Annotated in this window: 22 protein-coding genes, 1 pseudogene and 1 riboswitch; of the genes and pseudogenes, 13 read left to right on the forward strand and 10 right to left on the reverse strand. The window is 44.1% G+C overall.

Going from position 1 to position 25,471, the window contains the following annotated elements; all coding sequences use genetic code 11:
• Positions 1–49: 49 nt before the first annotated feature.
• The 4 genes and pseudogenes from era to metF all read left to right on the forward strand — a co-directional run bounded on the left by era (position 50) and on the right by metF (position 4,555).
• The gene (era, locus tag NF543_RS12350; RefSeq protein WP_257668438.1) at positions 50–928 is read left to right on the forward strand and encodes a GTPase Era; all 879 of its coding nucleotides are present in this window, start codon (positions 50–52) and stop codon (positions 926–928) included.
• A 164-nt stretch (positions 929–1,092) separates the two neighbouring features.
• Positions 1,093–1,641 (forward strand): annotated as a pseudogene (locus NF543_RS25410) (30S ribosomal protein S16); the annotation flags it as partial.
• Between the two features lie 1,116 nt (positions 1,642–2,757).
• Positions 2,758–3,279: a ribosome maturation factor RimM gene (rimM, locus tag NF543_RS12360; RefSeq protein WP_257668440.1), complete on the forward strand. Its 522-nt coding sequence runs from the start codon at positions 2,758–2,760 to the stop codon at positions 3,277–3,279.
• Positions 3,280–3,347: 68 nt separating this feature from the next.
• Positions 3,348–3,459: riboswitch (SAM riboswitch) on the forward strand.
• A gap of 139 nt (positions 3,460–3,598) precedes the next feature.
• Positions 3,599–4,555 carry a methylenetetrahydrofolate reductase [NAD(P)H] gene (gene metF, locus NF543_RS12365; RefSeq protein WP_257668441.1) on the forward strand — a complete coding sequence of 319 codons (957 nt, stop codon included), beginning with the start codon at positions 3,599–3,601 and terminating at the stop codon, positions 4,553–4,555.
• Positions 4,556–4,591: 36 nt separating this feature from the next.
• Here the strand turns inward: metF and NF543_RS12370 are convergent, their stop codons facing one another.
• On the reverse strand, positions 4,592–6,262 hold the full coding sequence (locus NF543_RS12370; protein ID WP_257668442.1) for a glutamine--tRNA ligase/YqeY domain fusion protein: 1,671 nt from the start codon (positions 6,260–6,262) through the stop codon (positions 4,592–4,594).
• Between the two features lie 218 nt (positions 6,263–6,480).
• Between NF543_RS12370 and NF543_RS12375 the strand changes: the two genes are divergently transcribed.
• Positions 6,481–7,785 (forward strand): FAD-dependent oxidoreductase, encoded by a 1,305-nt coding sequence (locus NF543_RS12375; RefSeq protein ID WP_257668443.1) that lies wholly within the window; start codon positions 6,481–6,483, stop codon positions 7,783–7,785.
• Positions 7,786–7,807: 22 nt separating this feature from the next.
• Here NF543_RS12375 and NF543_RS12380 read toward each other — a convergent pair whose 3' ends face one another.
• Positions 7,808–8,281 carry an Lrp/AsnC ligand binding domain-containing protein gene (locus tag NF543_RS12380; protein ID WP_257668444.1) on the reverse strand — a complete coding sequence of 158 codons (474 nt, stop codon included), beginning with the start codon at positions 8,279–8,281 and terminating at the stop codon, positions 7,808–7,810.
• A 374-nt stretch (positions 8,282–8,655) separates the two neighbouring features.
• On the opposite strand from NF543_RS12380, the gene NF543_RS12385 reads away from it, so the two are divergent.
• Complete coding sequence (locus tag NF543_RS12385; protein WP_257668445.1) at positions 8,656–9,720, forward strand: hypothetical protein; 1,065 nt, start codon at positions 8,656–8,658, stop codon at positions 9,718–9,720.
• Between the two features lie 5 nt (positions 9,721–9,725).
• Here NF543_RS12385 and ruvC read toward each other — a convergent pair whose 3' ends face one another.
• Positions 9,726–10,292 carry a crossover junction endodeoxyribonuclease RuvC gene (ruvC, locus tag NF543_RS12390; RefSeq protein WP_257668446.1) on the reverse strand — a complete coding sequence of 189 codons (567 nt, stop codon included), beginning with the start codon at positions 10,290–10,292 and terminating at the stop codon, positions 9,726–9,728.
• Positions 10,293–10,397: 105 nt separating this feature from the next.
• On the reverse strand, positions 10,398–11,234 hold the full coding sequence (locus NF543_RS12395; protein ID WP_257668447.1) for an energy transducer TonB: 837 nt from the start codon (positions 11,232–11,234) through the stop codon (positions 10,398–10,400).
• Between the two features lie 198 nt (positions 11,235–11,432).
• Between NF543_RS12395 and NF543_RS12400 the strand changes: the two genes are divergently transcribed.
• Positions 11,433–12,407, forward strand: coding sequence for a lysylphosphatidylglycerol synthase domain-containing protein (locus tag NF543_RS12400; protein ID WP_257668448.1), 975 nt, complete (start codon positions 11,433–11,435; stop codon positions 12,405–12,407).
• Positions 12,388–13,521, forward strand: a complete 1,134-nt coding sequence (locus tag NF543_RS12405; protein ID WP_308378796.1) for a glycosyltransferase family 2 protein — start codon at positions 12,388–12,390, stop codon at positions 13,519–13,521. The genes NF543_RS12400 and NF543_RS12405 overlap by 20 nt, the downstream gene beginning before the upstream one ends.
• Positions 13,522–13,570: 49 nt before the next feature.
• Here NF543_RS12405 and NF543_RS12410 read toward each other — a convergent pair whose 3' ends face one another.
• The 5 genes from NF543_RS12410 to NF543_RS12430 form a co-directional block, all read right to left on the reverse strand.
• The gene (locus NF543_RS12410; protein ID WP_257668449.1) at positions 13,571–14,326 is read right to left on the reverse strand and encodes a lysophospholipid acyltransferase family protein; all 756 of its coding nucleotides are present in this window, start codon (positions 14,324–14,326) and stop codon (positions 13,571–13,573) included.
• Between the two features lie 149 nt (positions 14,327–14,475).
• Positions 14,476–14,991, reverse strand: a complete 516-nt coding sequence (locus tag NF543_RS12415; RefSeq protein WP_257668450.1) for a hypothetical protein — start codon at positions 14,989–14,991, stop codon at positions 14,476–14,478.
• Between the two features lie 20 nt (positions 14,992–15,011).
• Positions 15,012–15,719 (reverse strand): SDR family NAD(P)-dependent oxidoreductase, encoded by a 708-nt coding sequence (locus tag NF543_RS12420; RefSeq protein ID WP_257668451.1) that lies wholly within the window; start codon positions 15,717–15,719, stop codon positions 15,012–15,014.
• A 12-nt stretch (positions 15,720–15,731) separates the two neighbouring features.
• Entirely contained in the window at positions 15,732–16,724 is a 993-nt protein-coding gene (locus NF543_RS12425; protein ID WP_257668452.1) for a lysylphosphatidylglycerol synthase transmembrane domain-containing protein, read from the reverse strand.
• Positions 16,725–16,813: 89 nt separating this feature from the next.
• Complete coding sequence (locus NF543_RS12430) at positions 16,814–17,149, reverse strand: hypothetical protein (RefSeq protein WP_257668453.1); 336 nt, start codon at positions 17,147–17,149, stop codon at positions 16,814–16,816.
• A gap of 59 nt (positions 17,150–17,208) precedes the next feature.
• Between NF543_RS12430 and NF543_RS12435 the strand changes: the two genes are divergently transcribed.
• The 5 genes from NF543_RS12435 to NF543_RS12455 all read left to right on the forward strand — a co-directional run bounded on the left by NF543_RS12435 (position 17,209) and on the right by NF543_RS12455 (position 21,583).
• On the forward strand, positions 17,209–17,733 hold the full coding sequence (locus tag NF543_RS12435) for a hypothetical protein (protein WP_257668454.1): 525 nt from the start codon (positions 17,209–17,211) through the stop codon (positions 17,731–17,733).
• An 84-nt stretch (positions 17,734–17,817) separates the two neighbouring features.
• Positions 17,818–18,339, forward strand: coding sequence for a DUF2911 domain-containing protein (locus NF543_RS12440; protein WP_257668455.1), 522 nt, complete (start codon positions 17,818–17,820; stop codon positions 18,337–18,339).
• 143 nt (positions 18,340–18,482) lie between these two features.
• Positions 18,483–19,364 (forward strand): glucose-1-phosphate thymidylyltransferase RfbA, encoded by an 882-nt coding sequence (gene rfbA / locus NF543_RS12445; RefSeq protein ID WP_257668456.1) that lies wholly within the window; start codon positions 18,483–18,485, stop codon positions 19,362–19,364.
• 22 nt (positions 19,365–19,386) lie between these two features.
• Positions 19,387–20,541 (forward strand): GDP-mannose 4,6-dehydratase, encoded by a 1,155-nt coding sequence (gene gmd, locus NF543_RS12450; protein WP_257668457.1) that lies wholly within the window; start codon positions 19,387–19,389, stop codon positions 20,539–20,541.
• A gap of 103 nt (positions 20,542–20,644) precedes the next feature.
• Positions 20,645–21,583 (forward strand): DUF8428 domain-containing protein, encoded by a 939-nt coding sequence (locus NF543_RS12455; RefSeq protein WP_257668458.1) that lies wholly within the window; start codon positions 20,645–20,647, stop codon positions 21,581–21,583.
• Between the two features lie 24 nt (positions 21,584–21,607).
• On the opposite strand, the gene NF543_RS12460 is transcribed toward NF543_RS12455, so the two are convergent.
• Complete coding sequence (locus NF543_RS12460; protein ID WP_257668459.1) at positions 21,608–25,363, reverse strand: sensor histidine kinase; 3,756 nt, start codon at positions 25,361–25,363, stop codon at positions 21,608–21,610.
• Positions 25,364–25,471 lie beyond the last annotated feature (108 nt).

The following is a 25,471-nucleotide window of genomic DNA, read 5'->3' on the forward strand; positions in this document are numbered from 1 at the left end:
TGCAAAGATATAATTTGTTTCTTTGCTAAACAAATAAAAATCAAAAAATATGCCGCACAAAGCTGGGTTTGTAAGTATTATCGGTAAGCCTAATGCAGGTAAGTCTACGCTAATGAATGCGTTAGTCGGGGAAAAAATGTCTATCGTGACTTCCAAAGCGCAGACAACCAGACACCGCATCATTGGTATTGTGAATGAACCAGATTACCAAATCGTGTTTTCCGATACACCGGGTGTCATCAAACCGGCCTATATGTTGCAAAAATCGATGATGGGCGTGGTGCAGGGCTCATTGATTGACGCCGACATCATTTTGCTGGTCACGGATATCAATGAAAAATACGATGAAAATGATGTGATTGAGAAATTGCGAAAAACAGCATCGCCGGTTGCGGTATTGATCAACAAAATAGACAAGTCTACACAAGAGGACGTGGAAAATAAGATTGCTTATTGGCAACAGACTATCGCCCCCCAAGTCATTTTCGCCATCTCTGCCCTGCACGGCCACAACACACAGGCCGTGATGCAATTTATCCTGGACCACTTGCCCGAACATGATCCCTATTACGACAAGGACGTACTTACAGATAAGACCGAACGTTTTTTTGTGTCAGAAATTATCCGCGAAAAAGTCTTTAAGCTATATGAAAAGGAAATTCCATACAGTACCGAAGTAGTGGTTACCGCATTTAAGGAAGAGGAGAACATCACCCGTATTAGTGTGGAAATTATCGTGGAACGTGATTCGCAAAAAAACATCATTATCGGTAAAGCGGGCAGCATGATTAAGAAGGTGGGAACCTATTCCCGGCAGGATATCGAAGAATTCCTACAACAAAAGGTTTTCTTGGAACTTTTTGTAAAAGTGATTCCCGACTGGCGAAAAAAGGAAAATTATCTGAAACGGTTTGGCTATGAGCATTGAAACGAAGATTATATCGTAAAGTCGATGGACTGCTTACTACTAGCGATTTAGTCAAAAATAAAATTAGAACCCTCTCTTTAATTATTAAATAATTACCTATCTTTGCAGCCCCGCAGCACAAAGCTACCGGGGACTATGTTGGATACATATATAACTAAAAAAGAATGGCAGTTAAAATCAGATTGCAAAGACACGGTAAGAAAGGTAAACCTTTTTACCACGTAGTAGTAGCCGATGCACGTGCTCCTCGTGACGGTAAGTTCATTGAACGTATCGGCTCTTATAATCCCAATACCAATCCGGCGACCATCGACTTGAATTTCGATAAAGCGCTTGATTGGTTGAATAAAGGTGCACAACCTACCGATACCACCAAGGCAATCCTTTCTTACAGAGGGGTGCTATACAAAAAGCATTTATTGGGTGGTGTGGCAAAAGGCGCTTTTGATGAGGCTACAGCTGATGCTCGTTTTGAGGAATGGCTGAAAGCCAAAGAAGCTAAAATCCAAGGTAAGGTTGATGGATTAACCCAATCCAAAGAGGAGATCAAAAAGGCTGCATTAGCTGCTGAAGTAAAGAAGAAAGCGGAAATAGCTGCCGCGGTGAAAGCTAAAAACACACCTCCTGCTGATGAGATAGTAGAAGAAGCCGAAGTGGAAGCGCCTGCTGAAGAAACAGAAGAGGCTCCGGTTGCGGAGGCATCTGTTGAAGAAACGGTAGCCGAAACAACCGCTGAAGCTGAGACAGCTGTTGAAGAAACAGTAGAAGAGGCTCCGGTTGCGGAGGCATCTGTTGAAGAAACGGTAGCCGAAACAACGACTGAAGCTGAAGCACCTGCTGAAGAAACAGTAGAAGAAGCTCCGGTTGCGGAGGTGTCTACTGAAGAAACAGTAGCCGAAACAACGACTGAAGCTGAAGCACCTGCTGAAGAAACAGTAGAAGAGGCTCCGGTTGCGGAGGTGTCTACTGAAGAAACAGTAGCCGAAACAACGACTGAAGCTGAAGCACCTGCTGAAGAAACAGTAGAAGAGGCTCCGGTTGCGGAGGTGTCTACTGAAGAAACAGTAGCCGAAACAACGACTGAAGCTGAAGCACCTGCTGAAGAAACAGTAGAAGAAGCTCCGGTTGCGGAGGTGTCTACTGAAGAAACAGTAGCCGAAACAACGACTGAAGCTGAAGCACCTGCTGAAGAAACAGTAGAAGAGGCTCCGGTTGCGGAGGTGTCTACTGAAGAAACAGTAGCCGAAACAACGACTGAAGCTGAAGCACCTGCTGAAGAAACAGTAGAAGAAGCTCCGGTTGCGGAGGTGTCTACTGAAGAAACAGTAGCCGAAACAACGACTGAAGCTGAAGCACCTGCTGAAGAAACAGTAGAAGAGGCTCCGGTTGCGGAGGTGTCTACTGAAGAAACAGTAGCCGAAACAACGACTGAAGCTGAAGCACCTGCTGAAGAAACAGTAGAAGAAGCTCCGGTTGCGGAGGTGTCTACTGAAGAAACAGTAGCCGAAACAACGACTGAAGCTGAAGCACCTGCTGAAGAAACAGTAGAAGAGGCTCCGGTTGCGGAGGTGTCTACTGAAGAAACAGTAGCCGAAACAACGACTGAAGCTGAAGCACCTGCTGAAGAAACAGTAGAAGAAGCTCCGGCTGTAGAGGCGTCTGCCGAAAAAACAGCGGAAGATGCTGACGAAGCGGCCGCTGACGAAGAAACGAAAAAGGAAGACTAACATACGTTATTCATCCTATAGCAGAAAAGCCGTTCCGGAGGGATTCGTCCACTCGGAGCGGTTTTTTTTATTTTTGACTTTTTAGGAAACCTGCGATAAAGAATGGATTTAGCGGAAAGTTTTTATATAGGCTATATCAGCAAAACCCGCGGCCTCAAGGGAGAGGTGCAACTATTTTTTGAATTTGATGATTATAAAGTATTGGAGCTGGATGTATTGTATCTGGAAATCGACTGCAAGCTCGTGCCCTTTTTTGTAGATAGTTTCAAATTGCATTCCAATAGTACGGCTTACCTGTTTCTGGAAGATGTGGACCATGTCGACAAAGCACAGCCACTCGTTCGTAAGAAAGTATACCAGCCTAACAGTAAGAAACCTGAACGCCATCCGGATGATTTCCGCATCACCGATTTAAAAGGTTATACGGTTTATGACCAGCGATATGGCGAGTTGGGTGAAATCATCGAGGTGCATGAATATCCGCAACAATATGTGGCTGTTGTTCCTTACAAATTCAATGAGCTGATGTTCCCACTCAATGATGAATTGATTGTATCGGTTGACAAGGAAAATAAAAAGCTGGAAGTAGACCTGCCGGAAGGTTTGGTGGATGTATATTCATGATAGGGTGGATTGCACATTGCCAAAAGATGGGCTTGTAAATCAACAAACTATTATCGATATTTGGCGGCTGCTTATTGAGAAAGGTCGAGGGATTGGACCCGATGAAGCCTTAGCAACCTGTGCTTACAAGGTGCTACATTCTACCCGATAATTGATTTCGATTGCTGGGAAAGATAAGCTGGGGCGGTTTTCGCGACCTCTTCTCAATCCAAGCATATGGTGTTGTTTTACTTGTAAGGATACGAATGGGCATATATTATTTAGAACGCCACTGGATAGACTTGGCTTCTGCTAATGATTCCAACATAAGTTTGATAGGATGAAGATTACCGAACATATCAATAATGCAAAAGGGAAAACACTCTTCTCCTTTGAATTGCTCCCCCCCGTAAAAGGGCAAAGCATCACCAGTATTTACAACACCATTGATGCCTTAATGGAATTCAATCCCCCATTTATCGATGTAACCTACCACCGAGAGGATTATATCTATAAACAGCATGCCAATGGGTTGCTCGAACGTATTGCCTACCGCAAGCGACCGGGCACCGTAGCCATTTGTGCTGCCATTATGAATAAATATAAAGTGGACGCGGTGCCCCATTTGATTTGTGGGGGGTTCACCAAAGAGGAAACCGAAAATGCATTGATCGATCTGCACTTCTTGGGTATCGACAATGTGCTGGTATTACGCGGTGATGCCCGAAAGGCCGATAAGGACTTTGTGCCCACCCCCGGTGGCCATGCCTATGCCACTGACTTGCTGCAGCATGTGAAGGAGATGAATAATGGCAAATACTTGCATGAAGACATCGAAAATTCTGAAAGGACGGATTTCTGTATTGGCGTGGCAGGGTATCCCGAAAAGCATTTTGAGGCACCCAATTTCCAAACAGACTTCAACTATCTGAAAAAGAAGGTGGATATGGGCGCTGATTTCATCGTTACCCAAATGTTTTTCGACAATAGTAAATATAAGGCTTTCGTGGAACAATGCCGAGCACACGACATCAATATACCGATCATCCCTGGATTGAAACCCATCACTTCGGCGAGGCAACTGATCACCTTGCCCAAGATTTTCCATATCGATATTCCGCTGGAATTGAGTGAAGCAATAGACGCTTGCAAATCGCCACATGCCGTTAGGGAATTGGGCATCGAATGGATGGTACAACAGTGCAAGGAACTCGTCGCCTTTGGCGCGCCGGTATTGCATTTCTATACGATGGGCAACCCCGGGCCAACTAAGCGGATTGTGGAACAGGTGTTTTAAAGGCTTAGGGCTGAAGCCCTAAGCATTAAGAACGAATCAACCTTTTTGAATTTCTTTCGCCCAAGTATCGCGTAACGTAACTGTACGGTTGAACACCGGTTTACTGGAGGTCGACTTCGTATCGAGCGTGAAATAGCCCTTACGGATAAACTGATATCCTTTGCCCGGTTCGGCATGGAGTAAGTCGGGTTCTACATAGGCATTTTCAATGATTTCAAGACTGTCTGGATTGATAGATGCCTTGAAATTTTCCATTGCGACAGGATTCTCTACACTGAACAGCCGATCATATAGCCTTACCTCCACCGTTTTTGCGTGGGAAACACTGACCCAATGGATGGTTCCTTTTACCTTGATGCCACTAGTGTCTTCCCCACTTTTGGATTCGGGTATGTAGCTACAGTGTATTTCGGTAATGATGCCATTTTCGTCTTTCACTACCTCTTCGCATTTGATGATGTAAGCATGTTTGAGCCGAACCATCAGTCCCGGAGCAAGCCTAAAGAATTTTTTGGGCGGGTTTTCCATGAAATCTTCCCGCTCAATCCACAATTCCCTGCTGAATGGGATGCTGCGTTCGCCTTCGCCTCCCGCTACTTCCGGATTATTCTCGCCGATTAATGTCTCTTCTTTACCCTCCGGGTAGTTGGTGATAACCAATTTCACGGGATTGAGCACAGCCATGCGCCGCCATGCGGTTTTATTGAGGTCCTCGCGGATACAAAATTCAAGCAGGCCCAAATCGATGATGTTTTCCCGCTTGGCTACACCAATGCGCTCACAGAAATTACGGATACTTACCGGGGTATATCCACGCCTACGTAACCCGCTAATGGTAGGCATACGGGGATCGTTCCAACCCTCCACATACTTTTCGTTGACCAATTGCAGTAATTTCCGTTTACTCATCACCGTGTAGTTGAGATTGAGCCGGGCAAACTCGTATTGTTTCGAAGGAAAAATCGCTAACTGTTCGATAAACCAATCATATAACGGCCGATGTGGCACAAATTCCAGTGTACAAATGGAATGGGTAATATTTTCAATGGAATCGCTCTGTCCATGGGCAAAGTCATACATCGGGTAGATACACCACTTATCGCCCGTGCGGTGGTGATTAGCATGTTTGATGCGGTAAATCAATGGGTCACGTAGGTGCATGTTGGGACTGGCTAAATCAATCTTGGCCCGCAATACTTTGGCGCCATCCAGATATATGCCACTACGCATTTCTTCAAATAAGAGAAGGTTTTCTTCCACCGTTCGGTCGCGGTATGGAGTAGGCTTGCCCGGTTCCGTTGGGGTGCCTTTGGACGCGGCGATTTCTTCCGGTGAACTGTCATCTACATAAGCGACTCCTTTTTCGATGAGCTTCACGGCATATGCATACAGTGTTTCAAAATAGTCAGAGGTGTATAGCTCTTCAGCCCATTCAAAACCCAACCATTTGATGTCATTTTTGATACTCTCCACATATTCCGTCTCCTCGGTCACAGGGTTGGTGTCGTCGAATCGTAAATTGGTCTTTCCGTTGTATTTTTTTGCCAGTCCAAAATTAAGCACAATAGACTTCGCATGCCCAATATGTAAATAGCCATTGGGTTCAGGTGGAAAGCGTGTCAGTACACGGCCATCATGCTTTCCGGAACGTATATCCGCTTCGATGATCTCTTCTATAAAATTGAGTGATTTTTCTTCATTTTCCATAGTGCAAAGGTAATTATTAGTTTGATGATTTTAGTTGTCAGCTATCGGTTATCAGCAGTTGGTTATCCGCCAATCGTTGTCAACTATGACGTTGTTGGCTTCCCATCAATTGGTGGATAGCTGATAGCCGAAAACAGTAATTGTTAAAAAAAAGATAAAAATAAACCTTACTGACGCATTTATGTCTAATTTTACGTCTTTAGGCTAAACTAATCGGTATGGATAAAATATATATACGTTTTTGTTTGTTGGCATTACTTCCCTTGGTCGGCTTTTCCCAAAGCAAACGCCCCCAGGTGTTGGTATATGGTAGTGGTGTAGATGCTTATGCTGCCGCAATGCAGTCGTCCATGTCAAACTTGAATACGGTTTGGGTTGTGGACAGTGATAAAATTACGCCTGAACTGACATCGGAGGCGATTTCTATAGAATCAAACGTAAACTTGGACGCAGGGATATGGGCCGATTTTTTGGCGAAAGTCTTGAGGCATGATCAACGTAGTGATTCGATATCGGCCATTGCCAAGCGGAAAATAACCCCACAAATTGCCCAAAATGTGATTGACGATGCGGTTCGGGAAGCAAAAAACCTTACCATTATAAAAGGAGCGCAAGCGCTCACGGTGAAAAAATCGGGTAAGAATTGGCAAATCCAGTTGACGAATAGGCAGCGTTTCAAGGTGCGCGCCGTGGTAGATGCTTCGGCAGATGCGGTACTCCATCAGTTGGCTTATGGAAAAACGGACAGTATCAGTACAAGGACATTGCTATCAGCGGATTACTTCCAGTCAGAAGTATATGATCAGTTGTCTCGCACAGGGGTGGCTGTCGGCGATCTGGGTGGAAAACCATTTACGCTGCCATTGGCGGCATTGGTGCCTGCCGATGACAGCAACTTGTTTCTGACCCGTAAAACCCCTGTGGTTCAACCTTTCCTCGACGGTACCGCGGAAACCATTCCCTTACTGATGCATGTAGGGCAGGCCATCGGGGCCGCTGCGGCTTACACCGCTTTTTTCAAAACCACGTCGGACAAACTGGATGCCCGTAATGTGCAAGGCGAATTATTGCAGTATGGAGCAAGGCTGATGCCATTTGGGGATGTACCCATCGAAAGTCCACATTTTGCGTCCATCCAACGCATTGGTGCCACCGGCGTATTGCAAACCACGACCAGTATGCCTGGTGGCCATGCAAGGTTTGATCCCGACAGCCCTGTGGTAGCATGGGAGATACAACCCGTATTAAACCAGCTTTTTTCACGGAGCCAGATATGGTTCGTTGATCATGCGGAGGTAGATACGCTGACGCTGGCGAATCTTTTTAGCTACATTAAGTTTGTCGGCCAGCGAGGTGATGAGTTGGAAGGGCAGGTACAAAAGTACTGGAATAAGCGCTTCCATTTCACGGACGAATACGATGAGCAAATGATTGTTACGCGTAGACATGTGGCTGTTTTGCTGGATACGTATTGTAAACCCTTTGAAGTGAAGGTGGGGCTGGACGGCACCATTCAGCGATAAAGAACAGCATTTCAGGGATAGCTTAAGTTAGACTAATGGGTCTTTTGATGCTCTCCTCAAGCGAGATGATTGTTTCCGTACGTTGTATGCCTTTCACGGCTTGAATGTCTTCATTAAGTACTTTGCGTAGATGAGTGGTATCACGGCATATTATTTTGGCAAACATGCTATATGTGCCCGTGCAATAGTGCAGCTCCACTACTTCTTTCACCTGTTTTAGCTGTTCTACGGCATTATTGTATTGAGAACCCTTCTCTAAGTAGATCCCAAGGAAGGCGGTGATGTCAAAACCTACCTTTTGTGGGTTAATTATTAGATTTGAGCCCCTAATTATTCCTATTTCTTCCATCTTTTTCATCCTTACATGTATTGTTCCACCAGAAACGATCAATTTTTTTGCTATTTCTGTGTAAGGTATGGACGCATCATTCATTAAAATAGATAAAATTTGTATATCTAAGTTGTCAAGGTCTAAATTTTCATGCTTTTTTTCCATAAAAAATGTTATTATTTGTAATATATCCCAAAATTAATTATAAAAAATACAAAAATTGAATTTTTTCAATAAAAAAACTTTAATAAATCAATATTTTTATTAGTTTTGTATCAATCAATCAGCAAAAAGTAAAATAAATTGCTGATTATAGTTTTGCCCTCCCTCAATTTAATATAGGTTTATAATTGGTTAGCGTAGAAGCTCCTCTCCCAAAGGAGCTTCTTCCTTTTATAGCTATCGGTCCAATATTATTTAGTTTAACAGTTATGTGGGTTGTTTATTAAAAATTTATCAAAAATAGACACTAAATTCCGTTTATTTATGAAAATATCTCAATTTTTTATTCAAACAGATCAAAAGCGTATCTTTACGTAATGAACAGTCTTTCTCACCATGTGGAAATGGAGGATGTGAAAATCTCCCGGAAAAAGCCAGTGTACCCGGTCACAACCGCATTGCAGAAATATTTGCGTAGCTACCAGCGGGATGTACGTATGCCCATTGGATATGGAGATCTTATCGATTTTCATGAAACGATACCGGTAATAGACAAAAACGGGAAGGATACGCTATGGGAAACACCACTTTATTCGCCCCATGCGCAGGAAAACCTTTACAATGGATTGAAGATCCTTTACGCTCAACTTAAGGCCTCGGGAAATATACGCATCGTGGAGCATAAGTATATCGACCGTATCGAATATTGTGCTTTCGGAAATACACATCCCTTCAGGATACGTATTGTAAATAGGCTTAACGATGTGTATGATTATTTTTATGTGAAGCAAGCCGATGCTTCTCGGATATATGGGTTAGAATTGGAGCAAATCATATCACCTAATCAAGTAAACTACTTGGTGGATGGGCAGACGCTTATGGAGGAACACATTGTGGGTATCCCCGGTGATGTGTTTGCCAAATCACTGATGCATAATCCAGATTATAATCCCAAGCGGATTGCCAAGGAATTCGTAAAGTTCAATGAGCGGTGTATCATAACCCTGCTGGGCGATATGCGTGCGTATAACTTTGTAATGCAAATTACCCCTGATTTCGATGACTTCCAATTCCGGATTCGCGGGATAGATTTTGACCAGCAATTTTATGAGGGCAACCCCAAAGTATACATGCCCCAATTCTTCAAAGATAACCTGCCCTATGTGCAGCTTTGCATGGAGCATCTTACGGATAGGACCGTATTGCAATACCAACAGGAGGAGCGTTCCTCAATCGTGCACCGGGTGCGTAGTGAACGCCACCGAATTGCTGCTTTGCGCGATGTATCCAATACAGAAGAACTATCTACGCAGGCCAACGTGAAACAGTTAAGGGAAGGTTATGCCCGCTACTACAAAAACAACCATTACTTAACGTGCCGTACGATGACCGATATCATCGAGTTGAATGTAAAAAATGTAATCCGACAAGTGAAATCATAGGCGATTTACTTCATGCGATTGGCATTGTCACGCGCGAAAGCTTCCCAACCCGAGTAGCTTTGTTTTTTGGAAGGCGAGGCATTGTTTTGGAATGCATGGCACACCGCTACGGCCAACCCATCGGTGGCATCCAGAAACTGTGGGGTTTCATCGAACTTTAGAAGTGTCTTGAGCATGGCAGCCACTTGTTCCTTGGTCGCATTGCCATTGCCGGTGACCGACTGCTTGATTTTCCGCGGGGCGTATTCAAAAATGGGAATATCCCTGTTGAGTGCAGCGGCCATGGCCACCCCCTGTGCGCGGCCTAGCTTAAGCATTACCTGTATATTTTTACCGTAAAAAGGGGCTTCCAAAGCCATGCAATCGGGTTGATGTTGCTCGATAAGTGCACTGGTCTTCTTGAAAATGCTTTGCAATTTGAGACCATGGTCATCCAAATGGCCCAATTTGATGATACCGAGATTGATGAGGGAGAGCCGATCGCCAACTTCCTTAATGACGCCATACCCCAATACCACCGTTCCGGGGTCGATTCCCAAGATGATGCGCTCTTTTGCCGTTGGTCTTTGCATCGTGCAATATTACGGCTTTTCGCTGGGATAAACCCCATAGGTTTTTTTCCATAATTGATAAACCTAACAGGTTTTGCGCCCTGTTAGGTTTATACGTGTCGGTTATTAGCCACCGATATTCAATCCTATCGGCAATGTATAGGCCACGCGTACTTCGCGTCCATTCTGAATGCCGGGGCGCCATTTGGGTGATTCCCTCAAAAGCCTTACCGCTTCCTCACCTGTACCGAATCTGAGATCGCGGATAATTTTGATGTCTGTTAATGAGCCGTCGCGTTCCACGATAAACTGCAAGATGACCTGGCCTTTCACACCATGCTCGATGGCATTGACGGGATACCGATAATTTTGCTGTACATACCGGGAAAACGCTTCCATGCCGCCGGGGAATTCGGGCTCGATTTCCACGCGTATAAATGGGAGGTCGTCCGTTGCGGACGATTCGGTAATGGCGGCATCCCATTTGCCGTTACCTACAGGCAGGTCAATATGAATGTCCGCTTCAGGGTTCCCGTCGATGGTTTTGGAACTCGGGTTGGATAGTTTCAGTGCGGCTACCGTCGGAGGTTCCTCCGTTACCAAGTCAGCCCTGACTACCACAGGTTGGGGCATCCGTACTTGGCTGGTACGGGGTGCCGGCGGTACCGCCGCGGGTGGGGGAGATACAGGTGTATTAATTGGTGGGGGAGGGGTCAATTTAACGATATAACCCTCGTCAAATAGGTTTTTGGGGGCATGAATACCGGTATCCGGAAAAAAGCGCTCCTTGAGCAGCGGAATTGATAATGAAATAACGAACACGCTGGAGGCAACAAAAAGCGCCAAGTTGGCGGCTTTTGAGGCGTCTTTACGCAATACATAGGCGCCATATTGCTTGTTGCGCCCCATGAAAATGATATCCAGCCAATCTTGGCTGTAAATATCCTGTTTTGGATAGAACATAACGATAATGATTAAAAGTTGAACAAATACTGGACAAAAACGGCCGTTATGTCTTTCCAATCAGAAAAAAAGTTTCTCTGTTTATCTTATTGATGCAGTGGGATGGCTGATTCCATAATTGATAAACTTAACAGGTTTCCAAAACCTGTTAGGTTTGGGATGTAAAAATTAGTAACATTGCACGAAAAATTATTGGTTTTGACCAACAAGACAAAAAAGATACTGGGCATTGTATTGAAGATCACCATCTTGCTGCTGGTGGTCTGGGTATTGTACCACAAGCTCAATAACCACCGGAACCTGATAGAATTTAAAAGATTGATGCACGACCTTGGCACGGATACCGTGACGATCACGTTATCCGTGATTATGTTTCTGATGTTTGCCAACTGGTTTTTAGAGGCGGTAAAATGGCGGTATCTATGCCGGTACATCGAGCCAATAAGCCTATGGAAGGCCGTCCAATCCGTATTTTGTGGGTTGACCTGGGCGGTTTTCACACCCAACCGCATAGGCGAATATGGCGGACGCGTGATGTTTCTCCGTGCCCGAAAACGCATTTCGGGTGCAGTGGCCATGGGTGTTGGTGCGTTGGCGCAGTTGGTCCTTACAAGTGTGGCGGGATCCCTTAGTATCGCATGGTTTGTCAATCGATTCTTCGATATTGGATTTTGGGCTGGGGCGGGATTATGGCTATTGGCAGGGACGTATGCTGGGTTTTTCCTGATGCTGTATTTTAATGTAAAATGGATTAATACCTGGGTAAAGTACATCGCGTTTTTACGTAAATTCCATCGGTTTTTTGAAGTATTAACCCGCTATACCCGCAAGGAATTGGCGGTGATTTTCCTTAACTCGCTCGCTAGGTTTGTTATATTCACTTCACAGTATTGTATATTGATGCTGATCATCATCCCTGATATCGAATTTCTGCCTATGCTTCTGATGGTGTTCATCCTTTTTTTCGTGCAAGCAGCTTTGCCCACGCTCGATTTGTTCGATTTTGGTGTCAGGAGTGTTACGGCAAGTTATCTTTATGAACATATTACCGATCAAGACATTGCAGTGATGGCCATAGCTTCCTGTATTTGGTTTATAAACCTTATATTGCCCGCCATTTTGGGTTCAGTGTTTGTCTTAAAAATTAATTTCTTTGGCGATACAAATCATTAGTATTTTACTGGCAGTATTCGCGGGAGTGTATATGGTGCTAGTATGCTATATGTGCGCAGGTTGGTTTGCCTTGCCTTTCTTTTCACCGAAAAAAACACCCAAAACCAAAGTCAGTGTGCTTATTGCAGCCAGAAATGAGGAAGCCAATATCGGCCGTACCCTTTCGGATATATTGGCGCAAGATTTTCCCAAAGAATTGTTGGAGATCATAGTAGTGGATGATCACTCCACTGATAACACATCGGCAATTGTACAGTCTTTCGCAGGGCAAGGAGTCAAACTCCTAAAGCTGAATGAATCCGAACCCCTGAACTCGTATAAAAAGAAGGCCATTTCAGAAGCCATTGCCATGGCTACAGGCCAACTGGTTGTGACCACGGATGCTGATTGTCGCATGGGGCGCCATTGGTTAGCGTCAGTGGTTGGCTATGTAGAGGAAAACGACTCTTTCTTGGTTTCCTCCCCGGTCGTCTATTCAGAAGAGAAAACCTTTTTTGAGAAATTGCAAACGCTGGAGTTCCTTTACTTGATTGGCCTGGGTGCTGCTGGCATCGGCAATAGACGCCCATCCACATGCAACGGAGCCAACTTCGCCTACCTGCGTGATGTGTTCTATGAAATGGGAGGATTCAATGGAATCGACCACTTGGCCTCGGGTGATGATGAGTTGTTCTTGCATAAAGTGGCGGCTAAATACCCGGATAAAATTGGTTTTTGCAAGTCGCGAGATGCCATTGTATATACCGATGCAAAAAGCAATTTGTGTGGATTCATTAGCCAACGTAAACGTTGGGCATCCAAGAGTACACACTATAAGAATAAAGAGATTGTTGCATTAGGGGTAACTATTTGGCTGTTTAACTTCTTACTGCTATCATCCGGCATTGCTGCCCTGTTTCTACATACCAAACTATGGTTGGTGTTTACGGTCGCCATTGGATCGAAATTGGTTGTCGAAGTATTATTCTTGTATCCGCTCTGCCAGTTTGCCAAACGAATGGGGTTGCTGTGGTACCTGCCGCTGCTTACCTTTCTCCATATTGTTTATATCGTGTATATTGGAGTGGCCGGCAATATAGGCAAGTACCAATGGAAGGGGCGTAGGGTGAATTGAATGCGGACATATCCGACTGACATAAATAAGGCTGATCGACGCGCTGATATTAGCTGTTTGAACCTGTTGCGTCTGTGTTAATCTTTTCCCTGATTCTTGCCTCCACTTGAGCCACTACTTCTTCTCCAGTAAGACCTGCGGGCTCGATGGGAGGAAGCACTTCCCACGACATGTGCGTGAATGTATTGAGTGGAAAGAAGCCGTAACGAACCATTTGCCATGAATGGTTGATCGCTATAGGGACAACTAAAACGTTGGAAACTTTCTTCAACACGGTGGAGATGCCACCTACATTGAAGGGCTTGATTTTTCCAGTTTTCGCACGCGTGCCTTCCGGAAAAATGAATGCCGACCAGTTTTTGGTTTTCATGTTGTTAGCAAGTTTGAGGATTTCCGCAATGGATTGTTTGGGATCCTTACGATCGATGTTGGCCGCCCCTCCATGCCGTAGGTTGAATGAGATGCTGGGTATACCCTTTGCCAATTCAATTTTGGAAATGAATTTGGCATGGTGTTTACGAAGAAAAAAAATCAGCGGAGGAATATCAAACATGCTTTGGTGATTGGCCACGAAGATGATAGGTCGGTCTGTGGGGAGGTGTTGTTTATTTACAAATTTCACCGTGTTGCACAACACGTAATAGCATGCCAATAAACACCAATTAAGCATATCCACCGATTTTTTATGTGCCCCATATCCCCCAAGTTTTAGGCACAACCATTGTACCGGATGGAACAACACAATAACCAACCCAAATAGCAAATAAAAAAGCGGTGAAAGGATGTAGCCTAAGAACTTTCTCATCTAGTGTAATGTACGACAATAATGTGGTTTTCGGTGCAAAGATATTATTTAATGTCTGATTACCCAATAAGGCTTTGAACGGTAGCGCCGATGTGCAAAAACCGGTCAAAGAGAGCCGCTGAGGTATAGAAAGCGCCTTGTGGTAATTTTCAGCGGGCAAGGTTCTCTTGGTCAAAACTTTTGCGTGTATAGGCCCCCGGCCTCGCATGGTCACCTTCGATGAAACTAAAATTGATTACATGAATGTTTGGAAGCTCGGTATAAGCATATGTAGCTTCCAATAAATACATTTGCGCTCCTGAAGAACCCATTTGCTGTGTGAGGTATTGGGCACCTGGAATCTTAACATAAAGGGTGTCATTCGAAACTTTGTCTATTTCCAGTTGGATTTCTGGGTAATTGGTTAACAATGTCTCCGTGAGTGCGTCAACGCTCAATAATGAACGGTCAAAATCGGAGTTGGTTTCAGCGGTCAACTGCTCAGATTCGTCGTCGAATACAGCGATATAGGGCAATGAAGGTATAGGAACTTCCACCCCCTCGGTAGGAATATCAGCTAGTTTTTCATCAGAGGCAGCATCTTTGGATTCATTCCGGCATGACGATACCACAAACATGGCGCATAGCGCTATGGGCAACAGTCGGGTTATAATTGAAGTTTCCATCTTCCTTATCTGTTTTATGATCAAGGCGTGGTAACCGCCACTGGCAGTACCTTCCCATTGAAAAATCGATGGCCGGTGAGGGCAAAATCGGCAATATACTCACCCATTTCAAATGCGGCCACGGGCGACCTATATTGTGGAAACGCTTTTTCAAGCATTTCTGTTTGCGCCGAACCCAAAGCTAAGCAATTTATTTTTATTGCCCGGTCTATAAACTCTAACGCCAAACATTCTGTAAGTGTATGCATGGCGGCCTTACTGGCCGAATAAGCCGCCAATCCCGGGAATTTCAAACTTCCTTGGAATCCACCCATACTGCCGATGTTGACAATATGACTATCCGGCGGCATCAATGGCAATAGATGCTGGATCATATTCACATGGCCCATGAAATTGCTTTGCAGCATTTCAGAAAAATCGGCTTCCGTTGTTTCTTCAAACGGTTTATTGATCAGTAAACCCGCATTGTTAATCAACACATCCACCTGTCCAAGCTTTTCAACTACATACGGCAAGAGTACGTTTTCATAGTCACCATAAATAATATCAAACGAAAGAACATGAACAGTAGCTTTTGGATTCAATTGCCCGGCGATTTCCTGCAATTTCTGTAGCCCATCCTGTGAACGCGCCAGTGCAACGATCCGGTTTGTGGAAGTATTAGCCAACGCCAGCGCGGCTTCAAATCCTATGCCGCTGCTTGCTCCTGTAATGACGATATTTGCCATGTTTTATCTTTTTTAATCGTTTTCTTCACGTTCATCGGTCATGTCCATCTCCACCTCCTCATTGGTGGGTAGCTTATCTTCACCCAAACCTTGAGGCCGAAAAATGAAGTAGGACCCAAAAACCGCCAATGCGGCCGAGGTGAGGTAAAATAATAGGCTGATCAGTACAGCCAACTGTGTATCCATCTGGAAATATTGTGCACCATATACATAGACCATTTCCCGTGCGCCAAGGCCTCCGACCGTGAAGGGAATCACCGCCACCAACGATGAAAGGAGAAACATAAATAAATAAGGTGAAAATTTTCCTTGAAACCCTAGCGCATACAACAAGAGGATAGCACAGACAACTTGCATGGACTGTACACCTAGTGCTTTGAAGTGTGTAATGATAAAGTGCTGGCTATAGGTTGTAAAATACCTGCGAAGGACGATATAATAGGCTATGGAACCAAGGGCAACAGCAATGATGGGAATCTCATTAGGAATCTGTAACCGGGGGATAAAGATGACCAACGTGGAAATAATAAGGCTTAACGCCCATAACCCACTTAAACGATCGAAAAACACGGCCGATAGAAGTCTGCGCCCCTTGACCTTGAATTTACGACGAAGAAAGTAGATCTTATAGCCATCGCCGCCTACTCCGCCTGGTAAAAACAAATTATAAAACAAACCCAAAAGATATAATTTGAAATTATACCGTTCAGACAATTTCAATCCCATGCCGCTAAAAAAGCTATTCAACCTAGAGGATGCAATCATGATAGACGAGCAATAAGCAAAAAAGGCCAGCACAAGAAAAAAGGGATTTGAGCCCATTATTGCTTGTTTTATGAATTGTAAGAAACTAAGGGGGACTTCATTGGAATCTACGTCGATATCTTCTATCACCCTAGCGTTGTAATCGGATTCAACCTTGCTGAAAACCCAGTACAGCGCTGCGGCAGTGATGCAAATCTTAAGAATTGTCTTGGTTATACGCCAAAATTTTTTACGGACCATGAATGTAATTACGAATGTTATCTGGGCAAATACCTATTAATGATGACGCTTCAAAGGTATGAAAAAGGAGGTACCAATGGTAATCCGTATCAATCAAAGAGGATAGGGTACAGCCGTACATATACGAGGATAACATACATAACCAATAAGGCGGTATTCAAAGACAACATCCAGTTGAGATCGGTTTTTTGGTATTTGTTTCGTAACGTAAGGAAAAGCAAGACAAGGAAACTTAGGAAGAGTAATGCCGGGAATACCAAGGCCCATTTATTGGTAATGTAAAGGAATGTTTGTTCCATAGGTTTTACAGTTTCCTTCTCCAGGATGAATGGTGCAAATGCAAATAAAAGCAGCAGAATAAACAAACGGATCAATAATTTAACCGTAAATTTACTGATGGTATGGTTTTTGGATGGGAAAGTCATATGAAATCTATTATCTTTACAGCACAAAAATACAATTCGCAAACTATACTTCTTATATTATGAACAGATCATCATTCCCCCTTATCGCCATACTATCAAGTTTCTTGGTACTGGTATCATGCTCATCTCAACAAGGAGCCGTGGAGGGTTCACCTTCTGCAGCAGCCTGGCGAAGCGGCGTGAAAGGCCAATGGATATTGCACTCCGTTGACAAGGAAAATTTTCCCTCGGCATATTCTGTCAAAACCGTATTTGAAGAGGCCCCAGCGGAATGTTTTGTAGGCAGTGTTTGGAATCTCCCTAACAACGGAAAAGGAAGCATTACCTTTGATGCGGAGGGGACGCTTTGTGCCCCTGGCGCTGTACGTAACATCGTTTGGTCCGTCTACAACCCCGGAAAGGATAATGGTGAACCTCAATTCCAGTTTAAAAAGATTTATCCGGGAGATAAGGCAAGCAACGTGACCGCAGGCTATCGGTTGGATTTGTCATATGCCGATGCTGAACAAATGGTACTCCGTATGCCATTGAATTTAGATGGTAATTCGGGTTATTTGGTGTTTAACTTTGAAAGGCTTCAGTAATCGTATCGTAAGCATGTACCAAATAATATGACATTAACGAATACAGTAAGATAGATAGATTGTGAACCAAAAATTAATTGACATATGAAAACGAGCATTTTATCATTCCTCTTTATGGCGGGTTTTTCAATGATGGTTTTTGCCCAACAAGACAAAAGCCAACGTGCCAGCCCACCGGACAGTACCATCGTGACCACAGACGATGGCGTTATGATTGCCATCCACTACAGCAAACCCTCTCTGAAGGGCCGCCAATTGGGTGTGGATCTTGCACCAGTTGGCGAGGTATGGCGTACGGGAGCCAATGAGGCCACCACATTTGAAGTGGACAAAGATGTATTGGTGCAGGGGCAAGCGTTGCCGGCTGGAAAATACAGCTTATACTCCATCCCTGACGAGCATAGCATGACCATTATCTTCAATAAAATATGGGATCAATGGGGTACGCGGTATAACGAATCGGAAGATGCATTGCGGGTAATGGCCACTCCATCCGGCAATGGCGAGCCAGTAGAGCAAATGACGATCACTGCCGACAATACAGGTACCGTTACACTGCTTTGGGGTGATTGGAAGGTGCCATTTACCGTTAAGGTAGCCGATTGATTTATTCTTAAAAACCTCACCTCATAGGTTTACCTTCTGAGGTGGCACAGATGCATATATTAGGCCACTGTGCCAGAAAACCTATGGGGTTCCTATTTTGTCAGATGATGATTTTCCTCCACCATTAAAGAAACAAGAAATACGTGAAAGGTATTATTTTAGCAGGAGGATCAGGTACACGGCTGCATCCATTGACGTTGGCGGTAAGCAAGCAACTTATGCCGGTGTACGATAAGCCCATGATCTATTATCCCTTATCCACGCTCATGCTATCGGGCATCCGTGAAGTATTAATTATCTCTACACCACATGATTTGCCGGCTTTCCGAAAATTGCTGGGAGATGGTTCCCAAGTAGGATGTGCATTTTCGTATGCAGAACAGGCCGTACCCAATGGATTGGCCCAAGCCTTCGTAATAGGAGCCGAATTTGTGGGGAATGACGATGTGGCGTTGATTCTTGGTGATAACATATTTCACGGAGAAGGCTTGTCGCGTCTGTTACAGCAAAGTGCTGATTTGCAAGCTGACGGAGGCGTAGTATTTGCCTACCCCGTGTCGGATCCTGAACGTTATGGCGTGGTCGAATTCAATGAGCAGCGGCAGGTAGTGTCCATTGAAGAAAAACCTATACGGCCCAAGTCCAATTATGCAGTGCCGGGATTGTATTTTTATGACAATACGGTGGTTGAAATTGCAAGGGGTATCCAACCGTCTGCTCGGGGTGAATATGAGATAACGGATATAAACAAGGTTTACCTTGAGCAAGGACGATTGAAGGTAGGGGTATTCAGCCGTGGCACGGCTTGGTTAGATACCGGTACGTTTACCTCCCTCATGCAAGCGGGACAATTCGTACAGGTCATCGAAGAGCGCCAGGGGCTGAAAATAGGCTGTATCGAAGAGGTGGCGTACCGCATGGGTTTCATCGATGCCGAACAACTCGAAACCATTGCACAACCCTTGTTGAAAAGTGGATATGGGCAATACCTATTAAACTCAGTGTTGAAGAAGCAAAGGCAATAATTGCTTTCAAGGATAATCGTCCATGGCAGGTATAATAACAGCAAAAACCGCATTAATAACAGGTATAACCGGACAGGATGGCGCCTATTTGGCTGAGTTCTTACTGAAAAAAGGATACCATGTGCATGGTCTGAAAAGGAGGAGCTCCCTATTCAATACCGATCGCATAGACCACCTGTATCAAGATCCCCATGAATCAAACCGCCACTTTACCCTGCATTACGGCGATCTTACTGATGCTACCAACCTCATCAGGGTTATCCAAGAAACACAACCGGATGAAATTTACAATTTGGCTGCGCAAAGTCATGTGAAAGTGAGTTTCGATACTCCTGAATATACGGCTAATGCGGATGGTTTGGGTGCGCTCCGTATATTGGAGGCTATCCGTTTGCTCAACCTTGGAAGCAAATGCCGTTTTTATCAGGCAGCTACGTCCGAGTTGTATGGACTAGTGCAGGAAGTGCCCCAAAGTGAAAGGACACCTTTTTACCCACGAAGCCCTTATGCTGTGGCCAAATTATATGCGTATTGGATAACCGTTAATTATCGTGAGGCCTATAATTTATATGCCTGCAACGGCATTTTGTTCAACCATGAAAGCCCGATAAGGGGCGAAACATTTGTAACCCGAAAAATCACCCGGGCAGTAGCTAGAATTGCGTTGGGGTTGCAGGATAGGCTATTTTTGGGTAACTTATCAGCGCAACGCGATTGGGGGCATGCCAAGGATTATGTGGAGGCCATGTGGTTGATGTTGCAACAGGAGACACCAGAAGACTATGTAGTGGCTACAGGTGTAACGACCACTGTGCGTGATTTTGTGAAGATGAGCTTCGCCGAGCTGGGCATCGAGGTGGAATTCAGTGGGAAGGACGAACGTGAAAAAGGTGTGGTCATTGATGTCGATGAAACGCGGCTTAAGGAACTAAAGATCAATCCTGAACATATAAAATTTGGACAATCCGTGGTTAATGTAGACCCTATTTATTACCGACCAACCGAGGTGGATTTGTTGGTGGGAGATGCCACCAAGGCGCAGCACCAACTCGGGTGGCGACCTAAATACGACCTAGGAGCGCTGGTGGAAGATATGGTGCATTCAGACTTGAAGCTAATGCGGAAGGAAGAATACCTCAAACGCGGAGGATTTGATACCTTGAACTACTTTGAGTGATGCCATCCATGGCGCGACAACCCCAATCACGGTGAACCATGTTGGAACAATTTTTGCATACTTGTACTAGTGAAGTGCAATAGGATTTTGCGGTACATAAATCATGCAAGAAATACATACTATGCAAGAAACAGGTATTGACCCCAAACCTGACGAGATAAGGAGGGACTCCACTAAGATTTATTTTTTTGTGGTCGCCATAGTGGCATTGCTTGCAACCAATGTGTACTTCTATATCAAGTATAAGAATACAGGGGAAAGGGTATATGAGCTGAACAGTGAGAAGGTGAATATGCAGGCCGAAATTGATCGAATTGAAGCAGAATTGGATCGATTAGGCGAAGGTAACCTAGAACTCAGTTCGTCATTGAAAATGGCGCAGGACAGTGTGCGGGCGAGCATTGCTGGACTAAGGGGACGGCTGGCTCAACATAACCTCACCAGGGAGCAGCTATCCAATGCTCAACATGAAATCAACCAATTGAAGCTCGATTTATCGAAGTATTCGCGGGAAATGGATAGTTTGCGGCGCCAAAATGCTAAACTCATATCCGAACGAGATGAGCTGAGACAAGAGATTTCTTCCTCCACCAATCGCTTATCGGAACTCGAAGAACAAAATTCGGATTTGGCGGATAAGGTCAAGACGGCATCAGCCCTTAAGGTTTCCAGCATTAGTATAAATAGCGTTCGCGAGCGCAGCAGTGAGAGAGAAAGCGCGGAGACGCGCGCGCGGAGGGTTGATAAATTCAAAATTGATTTTACCATAGCAGACAATCCATTGGCCGAAACAGGCAGTCAGCATATTTATATACGGGTGATAGACCCTAACGGGAACTTACGCACCACAGACAATGCATTCTTCGATGTTAATGATAACCAAATCCAATATACATATAAAACGTCGATTGAATTCACCAATGATGGAGAATCTTACACCATCGAATGGAAAGACCCTAAAGGTTTCCAAAAAGGCACTTATACCATCTTATTATATACAGATGAGGCGGTCATGGGGCAAAGCAGCGTCGTGCTGAAATGAAAATTGATGTTGCCCATTTCTTCCTCAATGAGCAGCGGTTTGCAGTTGGTTCACATGCGTCATCGAAGGGATAAGTATATAGAATGTTGTCCCTTTGCCTACAAAGGTTTCATACCGTATACTACCTCCCATCCCTTCCACCGCTTGTTTCACAAAAGCCAATCCAAGACCCGTACCTGAGCTTTTAGTGGTAAAATTAGGTTGAAATAATTTCCCCCTTGCATCGAGACTTATACCATGACCGTTGTCCTTGATTGCTATGGATACGTTGTTATCCGTGTCATGGCCTATGGTAATATCAATTCGGCACTTGCGTTTCGCTATTGTTGCTTCAATTGAATTTTTTATCAGATTGTTGAATGACCTCAGTAACTGATCACGATCCCCTTGGATTTTAACGGTTGAGCCTTCGCATAAATTGGAGATTTGTATATCCACACCCACGTTGTTGTTGAACACTTCAACGGCTTTATTGACAATATCCAATACATCCACTTCTTTTAGCTCGGTGTCTGGCATCTTTGCAAATTCCGAAAATTCCGATGCAATATGCGAAAGGCTTTCGATTTGTTCGATGAATGAGGCACTGAACCTCGCAAACCGTTCATCAAATAGGGGGTCCTTTTCTCGCCAAGAGCGCTCCAACTGTTGGATACCAAGTTTTAGCGGAGTCAACGGGTTTTTGATTTCATGTGCCACTTGTTTGGCCATTTCACGCCATGCGGATTCCCGTTCCGAGCGCATGATGGTATTGGCACTTTGTTCAAGAGCGGCAATCATGAGGTTGTATTCCCGGATAAGGCTACCGATCTCATCGTGCCTTTTCCAGAAAATCGGTTCGTTTTGCTTGCCTATGGTGGTTTTGGCAAGGCTCCGTTGAACCAAGGCCAAAGGTGCTGTGATTTTATTGGCAACGAATACCGCAAATAGGCCTAACACTAAAATAACCAATGCATAAATGTTTATTAAGGTGTTGAGGAGTACACCCACGTTTTGATCAAATTCTTGCTGGTAGCTGTAATGAGGCAAACTTAGGAATGCGATCGGCTCATACATTTCGTTTCTGATTGGAGCGAAGGCCGCAATATAATTAAGCCCTCCGATTTGTTCATGCTGGATGAATTCAGAGCGTTGATGATGAGCCATATGCAGCCATGCCTGCGGATGCATATACCGGGAGATAAGCCTAAGGTCATAAATACGGGGTTGTGTAGAATAAATCAATTGCCCATCCGTACCATATAAGTTGAGGTCTGATGCGATGGATTCCGCTATCGTGTTAAATTGTTCATCTGTGGATATACCTCGGTTTATGTTGGTTTCCTTGAGCATTCGTGATTCCAATCTCCTGGCAATGTCTACCACATATTTCAATGTTCCATTTTCTTGCTGTTGTTTGAATTGGCGACTTATACTGAAGAATGTGATGGTGCCGGCTATAATTAAAGTGAATACAACGGCCACCACCATAAATGTCTGTATCCGGGTACTGTACAAGACTTTGTTCGTGAGGATTAAGAAACTCCACCTGAGATTCCGTAAACTGAAATCATTGCCGTTCAACGTTAAAACAAGCCATCGAGCGGTATAGGCTAAGATGGCAAAAAGGAGGAATACGAGGAAAATGAAAGATAACGACGCCAATTGCATCCAGTTGCTTTGTTGCGGTTTACTGAGTACAATTAATGTTCTACTGTTTGGTCGATACATCATATGTCCGAAACCGCCTTCATAACCGAGATGGTGAAAGTTGCGTTGCTTGGATGGATAAGCTTCATCAGACAAGGGATATACATAATTGCCAAATTGGCTCACTAAGTTTCCATCCCGGTAAAATGCGTATGCATATTGCGAAATCAGATCGGTTTGTTGCTGGTCAATCCTGCTATCCGCAAGGATATCTGGATAGGTGGAAAGTTGGCTGAACGACCTGTTCTGTAATTCTATGAGCAGAATGCCCAGTGGCTTGCCTTCTTCCTCAACCGGAAGCTGGGCGAAATATTCGAAGTTGCCATAGCTGCTGTTGCCACGATAGAAATTTTCGGATACCTTGATAGCTCCGGATATGACTTTATCACGATATTCTTCACGTTTGATTGCGGAACTGTGACCGATAGGGCTCCAGGTTGTATCGTATTCGTTGGCAACAAATTCATATTTTGATAGGTAACCGCTCAAATAGGTTCTTTTCAAATGCTCTTCGAGTAATTCGCGATTTTCATCCTTCGATGCCTTGAAGTATTTGATAAGTACGGAATCCTTGACGATTTCCTTTTCCAAATCACGGAACAGTGCGATAGCGTTGGCATCATCTACGGCTTCTAATTTTGAAATGGCCAACTTTTGTTCCTCCTGTTTTTTATAACGTTGTGATTGGCTATGTTCTAACGCTGTTATCGCAGCTAGCAATAGTAAGGTGGATATAAAAATAGCTAAATCGAACTGGCCTTTACGCCCAATATACCAAGTACGTAGCCCAATCAGCACCGCCAATAAAATGAAGGAAAGGGGGAAATTGCCCAGATAGATATATATTCCCGCTATACAAATAGCAATGAAAATTTCAATAAAAAATAGCCGAAGTATATTCGGTATGAGCTTATTGGCAAGTTCTACCAATAAATCAATAAGTAGGAGAAGGCTCATGATGCTGAGACACAATGCAAATATCCCTAACCAGCTGTATATGTTGAGATTAAGGATATTGGCTACATCAAAATTGATGTCCGAATTACTGATAAGGCCAGCGAAAATTTCTGCAATGGAATGGCCCACCAAATAGATTAACAACCCAAATATGAATATGATAACAATGCTTCCGGTCTTTGTATACCCAAAGGCTGGGATTTTCAATCGGTCCTTGAATGCATATACATATCCGATAAACCAGGAAAAAGCAATAATATTGAGTAGAAAACCACCCAAATGGGGGAAAGCAAAGCTGGAAGCAAAATTTCGCGGATTGAAGATGCCAGTATAAAAATGGGAAGCCAGCCAGCCATAGTGGAGATCCAGGTATCTAATCCCAACCAAGCAACAGGCAAATAACAGCACGGAGGACCATACCCAGCCTCGTTTAGCTACCCACATGCAGATAATGTTGAATAGCAGTGTTACTGAAAATCCCGCAAGCATCCACATGGCCAGTTCCAATTTGGAGAAAAAAGTTTCATGCTGCCCATCGCGCAATTTTACGGAAAACAGGTATTCACCAGTTATACTCCTGATGTTGTAAATAAAGCCGTCATCGTAATCCGCTATTTCTAGGTTGTCTGTCTTGATAAGATCCTGTGAAAACGTATTCTGTAAATACACGTTGTTGTTTTGAAAATCGGCTTTAATTGGAATCAAGAATAAGACGGAGAAATTCCCAACGCTTTTTTTTATAGATTCATACCACCCATTTCCAGCCTTTATGATACCGACCCCATTGTTTATACCGGCATCTGTCTTAGGAACGAATTTATCCGTTCCCCAAAACACAAGCTCATTGTTTATGTAGGTAAATGGATAGATGTTATTCTTCTTCGCAAAATAGGCAATGATGTCTTCGGTAAGTTTGACATCGTCCCCGATTGTTTTAAACACATTGAAATGGATCGTATCTTGGAGGAAATTGTTGATGAGCTGCTCTTTTTTATGGAGACTTCGCTGGAGGTTCCGGGCGTCGATAAGCAGCGTTTCTTCGTCGTTGAATGTGAGATTGATGGTAACAGCCGTACCTACAAAACATAATGTCAACACCAATAACAACAGCCTTATTTTAACGACAGTACTCACCTTTTCAAATGTTAATCCATGTAAAAATAGAAAAATCCCCGCAATTAACACCTTGCGGGGATAACAAATCAAAACTCCTAGGGTTTTGTTATAGCGTCAGCCTGACGC

The sequence above is a fragment of the Parapedobacter tibetensis genome (genome assembly GCF_024704835.1).
Taxonomy (GTDB): Bacteria; Bacteroidota; Bacteroidia; order Sphingobacteriales; family Sphingobacteriaceae; genus Parapedobacter; species Parapedobacter tibetensis.